This window comes from Microcystis sp. LSC13-02 (assembly GCA_002282935.1).
Lineage (GTDB): Bacteria > Cyanobacteriota > Cyanobacteriia > Cyanobacteriales > Microcystaceae > Microcystis.
This window is the reverse complement of the sequence record MTBT01000102.1, coordinates 1-6,040: the sequence shown is the minus strand read 5'-3', so window position 1 is coordinate 6,040 and position 6,040 is coordinate 1. Positions and strand designations below refer to the sequence as shown.

General features: G+C 43.0%; 7 protein-coding genes. 5 read left to right on the top strand and 2 right to left on the bottom strand.

All coding sequences use genetic code 11. The annotated features are described in order from the left end of the window. Nucleotides 1–358 precede the first annotated feature (358 nt). Nucleotides 359–1,921: an iron uptake porin gene (locus BGL89_RS06200; RefSeq protein ID WP_286824944.1), complete on the bottom strand. Its 1,563-nt coding sequence runs from the start codon at nucleotides 1,919–1,921 to the stop codon at nucleotides 359–361. Between the two features lie 458 nt (nucleotides 1,922–2,379). Here BGL89_RS06200 and BGL89_RS06195 point away from each other — a divergent pair, with 458 nt between their 5' ends. The 3 genes from BGL89_RS06195 to BGL89_RS06185 all read left to right on the top strand — a co-directional run bounded on the left by BGL89_RS06195 (nucleotide 2,380) and on the right by BGL89_RS06185 (nucleotide 4,116). After that, on the top strand, nucleotides 2,380–3,066 hold the full coding sequence (locus BGL89_RS06195; RefSeq protein ID WP_286824943.1) for a PEP-CTERM sorting domain-containing protein: 687 nt from the start codon (nucleotides 2,380–2,382) through the stop codon (nucleotides 3,064–3,066). Nucleotides 3,067–3,434: 368 nt separating this feature from the next. Beyond that, nucleotides 3,435–3,734, top strand: coding sequence for a type II toxin-antitoxin system HigB family toxin (locus BGL89_RS06190; RefSeq protein ID WP_286824945.1), 300 nt, complete (start codon nucleotides 3,435–3,437; stop codon nucleotides 3,732–3,734). Then, a complete protein-coding gene (locus BGL89_RS06185; RefSeq protein WP_286824942.1) occupies nucleotides 3,718–4,116 on the top strand; it encodes a helix-turn-helix domain-containing protein in 399 nt (132 codons plus the stop codon). The genes BGL89_RS06190 and BGL89_RS06185 overlap by 17 nt, the downstream gene beginning before the upstream one ends. A 451-nt stretch (nucleotides 4,117–4,567) precedes the next feature. On the opposite strand, the gene BGL89_RS06180 is transcribed toward BGL89_RS06185, so the two are convergent. Beyond that, on the bottom strand, nucleotides 4,568–5,131 hold the full coding sequence (locus tag BGL89_RS06180) for a thylakoid membrane photosystem I accumulation factor (protein ID WP_286824941.1): 564 nt from the start codon (nucleotides 5,129–5,131) through the stop codon (nucleotides 4,568–4,570). Nucleotides 5,132–5,179: 48 nt separating this feature from the next. On the opposite strand from BGL89_RS06180, the gene BGL89_RS06175 reads away from it, so the two are divergent. Both BGL89_RS06175 and BGL89_RS06170 read left to right on the top strand, forming a co-directional pair. Continuing rightward, nucleotides 5,180–5,674, top strand: a complete 495-nt coding sequence (locus BGL89_RS06175; RefSeq protein WP_286824940.1) for a J domain-containing protein — start codon at nucleotides 5,180–5,182, stop codon at nucleotides 5,672–5,674. 5 nt (nucleotides 5,675–5,679) lie between these two features. After that, nucleotides 5,680–5,952: a DUF3143 domain-containing protein gene (locus tag BGL89_RS06170; RefSeq protein WP_004163459.1), complete on the top strand. Its 273-nt coding sequence runs from the start codon at nucleotides 5,680–5,682 to the stop codon at nucleotides 5,950–5,952. Nucleotides 5,953–6,040: the final 88 nt, after the last annotated feature.

Below are 6,040 nucleotides of genomic sequence, written 5' to 3'. Positions count from 1 at the left end.
AGGAGAATCAATCTCTCGAAGTAAAAGTGAAGGGAATTTCTGAAATGGAATTCAGTCTGTCTATATTTGACTATACTTTTACTAACTATTACTTTCTCTCAGATTAACTCCTCTTAGTTCAACCTGCTAAAAATAATAGTCAGGTATTTTTGTTTGTTATAATTTATACAAAATAACCTGCAATTACCCTGCTTATTCTCATCGGCGAATGGTAAATTGACTGACTGTTATACTGATACTAAATCCTATTTAAAAGCGATAGGAGACTGGGGAACGACGGAACAGCAGCCGGTCGTCGAGAGATGATGTCAAATCCCGTCATACTTTATCTTTACTGCTGACCGGCTGCCTAGACAAATCAGAAAGTAAAAGTCGTGCGGATAGTACCGATAACTAAGGTAGAATTGTTGTTATTCGAGTTAGGAGAAGTAATCACGATTACCCCTGGAGTAAGGGCAATATTATCGGTGAGTTTCCACTCATAAAATCCTTCGATATGAAAGGAAGTATCCGGATCATTAGTGGCACTACCATCATTTAATCTAATGCTAGAATTAGATACCCAAGGCTGCATACCAACAATAATACCCGCCGTATTTCCTTCTTTAAATAAATCAGGAAAAGCCAAAGTTACCGCCCAATTCCAGATATCTAAATCCCCGCGTTCTATTTGTCCATTTAAAGTGCTAAGGGTGATAGCTTTTGTGTAACCCCCCCAACCACCGAGAACAAAACCATCGACAATTCGCCAACTAAATTGTAAACCCAAACTATTATTAATGGTCGGGACAGCCTCCCCGAATAGTTCTTCGGTGAAAAATCGGAAATTCGAGCGCTGACTTCCCGTCCCCGTGTCTAATTGGTTATAACCATGAAAGTAGGATAAAGCAATGCCAAAATTCTCGTTTGGAACATAACCCAGCTGCCCTAGGGCAGTATAGGAACCGTTAAATAAACCCGCTCCCGGGTTAGGATCGTTAGCATCCCCGGCAAGATAACCGGCACTGAATTGCAAAGCCCCATAATTACCCTGTAAACCGAGTCCAGTTTGTCCGGGGGCAAAATAAAGGGGATTGCGAGTACCAAAAGCCGAAAGCGCCCCACTAGCACCATCTCCATCCAAAAAGTTGAGGGTATTGGTAAAGTCATCCTTAGCACCTCCCGTCGCTTCTAACCAGAGGTAGATATTTTCCGTGACGGGGAAACTGTAGTTTAAAACTTCTATCAGTAAATCGTTGCCGTCGGGTTGGGTAAAGGCTAAGGTACTTTCAAAAGTTCCCGTAGTATCGGCTAAATCAGCAATATTTCCCGTTGCTAGACGGGTATAGAGTAAATCTTTGCCTGTGAAGCTAGTATTTAATTCTAAACGGGCCCGATAACCAAAAGCTGGTACTTGGGGAATCGCTTCACCACCGTTTTTTTCTCCTGTGGCTACCCCATATAATGCCATTACCACTTCCCCGGTTAATTTAGTGGTGGTGGAAAATTGATTATTTTCCAGAAAAGCGACTCGATTTTCTAAGTTGTCAACTCTTGCCCCTAAGGCCGCTAATTCTGTCTCGAATTCGCTGACTAATCGCTTGATTCTGTCTAGATCTTCTTTTAATACCGCTACTCCTTCTTGAATCAATCTTTCTAGGGTATTTAAGCAGGAATTCAACCCGGCGGCAAATTCCCAACGAGTTAAAGCGCGTTCACCGCGAAAAGTCCGGTCAGGATAACCTACTATACAACCATACCTCTCCACAAGACTTCTTAAGGCCTCAAAAGCCCAGGCGGTGGGAGAAACATCCCGCAATTGATTCACCGTCGTCACCTGTGCCATGGGGTTACTAGAGAGGTTTTCGAGACTATTAGCCAGTACCGGACCTGAAAAACCCAGTAATATCGCTGCTGTTAGGAAATTTTGCTTGATTTTCATTGCTGTCTCTCACACCTATAAGAATAATTATTGTTCTCAGTATAATCAGGCTAGCAAACTTTTTAAGGATTGTTAAGATGCGCTTACCAGCAATTCTAAATTTGCGATGTAGCAGTCTTCGGGCTTTTGGCATCATAGTACATCGAAGATTGCTCAAAAATCCCCCTTTAAAATGTGCTTTAAATCCCTGAAATGCTTGCTGTGTATAAAAATGAGAATTGCTGTGCGCTTGCTTACCCTGGTAGTTGCGGTTTAAATGCCTCTTAGCTTATAATCCACCTGGAAAGCTAGTACCCTATCGCCTAGCGATCAGTGTCTGGTAGTTCACAAAAAAACAATGACTTTCAAGGAGTACATCGTGTTTAGTTTAGCGAAACTTATGAATTTCGGGGGGGGGTAAGAATAAATTATCTAACAAGCCCCTTGCTTTAGCCTCCACAACTGCTGCAATCGCTCTTATGAGCATCGCTACTTCCACATCAGAAGCGCAAGCAGCATTAATTAATGGCGGTTTTGAATCACCAGATCTTGGTACTTCCCCAATTTCTCAGGGAGTACCACGTGCTAATGTTCCAGGTTGGCAAACCACAGATAGTTTGATTGAAATTTGGGTTAATGGTTTTCGGGGGGTTCCCGCATATCAAGGGAAACAATTCGCTGAAATTAATGCTAATATCAATGGAACTTTGTTCCAGAATGTTTCTGGTATTGCCGCAGGATCTCAAGTTGGTTTTACTTTCGCCCATCGTGCGCGAGTAGGAACTGATGTGATGGCATTAACGATTACCGATTTAGGGAGTGATAACCTATTAGGTGGCGGGAATGATACAGTATTGTTTACTAAGCGATATTCCGCCACTACCAGTGCCTGGGTACAGAACACCAATGCCGGACAGGCACCCATTATTGCTCTTGGCAATAATGTTCGCTTTGCTTACTCTGCAATTTCAACTGGTTCTGGCAGTATATCAGTTGGTAATTTTCTTGATGCTGCTGATTTTGGTGTAGGTGTAGGAGTAACAGTTCCTGAACCTTCAACAGGTGTAGGAGTAACAGTTCCTGAACCTTCAACTATTTTAGGACTAGGATTAGTAACCCTAGTCGGATTTGGCACATCATTTAAGCGCAAATCAGGGAAAAAATAACCTTAATCGTATCCCTGCACTTCCCACTCCGCTACGCTAAGAGTGGCGTGGGGAGTGGGTTCGTTCAATTGAGGATAAAAAAGAGGTGACTAGCGCAATTCAGAACGTAGGTTGAGTTGAAGTATGAAACCCAACGTCTGTGAAATTTTTCTGAATGGGCGATCGCTTGGTGGTGATCAAGTGCGATCACAAGTTAAGCAGAAAAAATTTCCCTTGACAAGCTCCCTCTCATAATGAGAGTATGAACAAAAGAGTTTAAAGGTATCTTACTCCCCTCTCCCTTTCTGGGAGAGGGGTTGGGGGTGAGGGCAATTAACCATCTCTGCCATTACTTTTGAAAAATGGTATTAGCCTACTGGGGAATCGTTTTGAGGATTATCAGCTATAAAACGCTTCAGGAGGCATTTGAAAAGCACGCTGACCTGAAAAAACCTTTAGATGACTGGTATCGAATTGCCAAAAGTTCACAATGGCTCAGTATTAATGATGTGCGTCAGGTTTTCCCAAAAGCTGATCCTGTCGGCAATTTTACGGTTTTTAATATCAAAGGTAATCGTTATCGTTTGATTGTCGGGATTAACTATAAAAAAAGCAGAATTTACATCAAGTATGTTTTGACCCATGCTGAATATGACCAGGAGGATTGGAAAAATGACCCTTACTTTTAATCCCTCGACCGTAGAAACTTCAGTACTTCCCTTTGTTATTCAAACGGAGGAGCAATACAACCAAGCTTTGGCGATCGCTGAACAACTTTTTTTTAAGCAAAATCCCAATGAATTAGAGGAACAAATACTGGATGTGTGGGAAGTATTGATTGAGATATATGAGGAAGCGCGATTTCAGCCTGGGTCAGCTTCTACTCCTGTTTCGATCCTGCAAACCCTTATGGAGGCAAGGAGCTTGATTCAAGCGGATTTAGTCAGGGCAGGGATTGGTTCTAGTGGGATTGTCTCAGAGATTGTTAATGGGAAGCGACAAATTAGTAAGAAACAGGCAAAAAAGTTAGCAGGTTTCTTTTCTGTCTCTGCTGATTTATTTATTTATTAAGTCTTGAGCTTTTTTCCCTATCGCCGATCTGGTAAATTGGGTTGAGAAACCCAACAACTGACATGAATAAAGCCGAAGGTCTAGGTTAAAATGGAGGGACAAAAGTTGCAATAGGGACAAACTGATGCGCCAATTTTAAGTTGAAAGTTGAAAAGCACTAATTGAGGCAAGAAAATGGCTACAAGAATTCCTGTTGGTAACTTCTTTATCTAAAGGCGATCGCATCGCCTTGTAAGCTGCCCGGGAATTTAAATTGCAGGTATCTTACTCCCCTCTCCCTTTCTGGGAGAGGGGTTGGGGGTGAGGGCAATTAACCATCTCTGCCATTACTTTTGAAAAATGGTATTGGGCATTGAACCCCCTCAATTGCCGCTCCCTGCACTTTCCACTCCGCTACGCTAAGAGTGGGGTGGAAAGTGGGTTCGTTCAATTGAGGATAAAAAAGAGGTGACTAGCGCAATTCAGCGTTAAACTCGTTAAAAGAGCGTCTTTTTAACTCTACCGATTCTGATCGAGGCAAAAGCTCAAAAACCTTTCTTAAGACATCATCCACATCTTCATATTTAACATTGCCCAAACCATCATAAACCACTTTACCTTGTTGGTCTAAAACCACCGTTTGGGGAACCCCACCGCGATAATAGTAACCCGGCTCATCGGGACGATAGGAAGACTTTAAGGGGATAGAATCGACAGTAACGGGGATAATACTGGCGGCGCGACCGTAAAACTCTTGAAAACGGGAGACAATCGCCGCAAATTGCTTACAATCACTACTATCATCCAGATAATAGACAATAATAGCCGGAATTTTCCGTTGAAAAGTTTCCGCTAAATTTAAACGCGGTGGTACGAGGGAACCATTACCCGCATAGACCACAAAAATATTACCATCAAGGCGATCATCATCGATCCCCGCATAGGCGCTAGGGGTTAGCCAAGGAGACAAACTCGTCAGAGCAACAATAAGAAAGACAAGACAGATCTGAAGACGCGGCCGATAACGAGATTTCATGATCAACAGGGTTAAAATATTAAGACAATTTTTAGTTTAAAAAATCTTGTGACCTTCGAGCGCGATAATTCCCAAACCACCTCGCGAGTCATTGCCGCTAACTCGCGCTTTGCCAATACTTATTATGCCATTCTAGGGCTACATCTGAGTGCCTCGGTGATCGAAGTGCGACGCGCCTATCGGGAACTAAGCAAAAGATACCATCCCGATACTACCGAACTCAGCCCCGAAGTGGCAACGGTTAAATTCCAGCGTCTTAACGAAGCTTATGCCACCCTGAGTAATCCCGATCGCCGTTCCCTGTATGATTTACAGATAGGTTACTCGCGCTGGAATGTCATCCAAACTATCCCCGATAGCGATGAACCCATAGCTAATCGTAGCGCCTATCTCGATCCTACCGATCGCCCCCTATCTTCGGGAGAAATTTTTGCTTTGTTTATCTTGGCACTCACCCTGCTGGGCTGCTTGTTACTAGCGGTGATTATTGCTATGCTTCGAGGAGAGAATGCCGTCACTGTAGCCCAATTATTTTTGATTTAGATGCGATGAAGATTCCCACTGCCGATACTCCCCTCTATAATCATCCCTTACCGGCGATCGAAGCATGGCTAGTTAAATTAGGTTGTCGGAAAAATACCGAGAATATCCACTGTTGGATCGTCGAAAAACCAACATGGAAAGCGGAAATCTGCCTCGATATCGAAGAAATAACCGTTCGTTACTTTCGAGCAGCAAATGACGGCAGTGACATCAATCGCGCTTTTAAATACTCCCTTAGTCGCCAAGATATCGAATCGGCGGTTTTTTCCGGTCCCTAATCATCGAAAATTTTGGGTCTGAAACCCCGTCGTTCTACGACGGCTTTACCGTTAAATACTAGCGCATTTACCAAATATATGCTAAAAT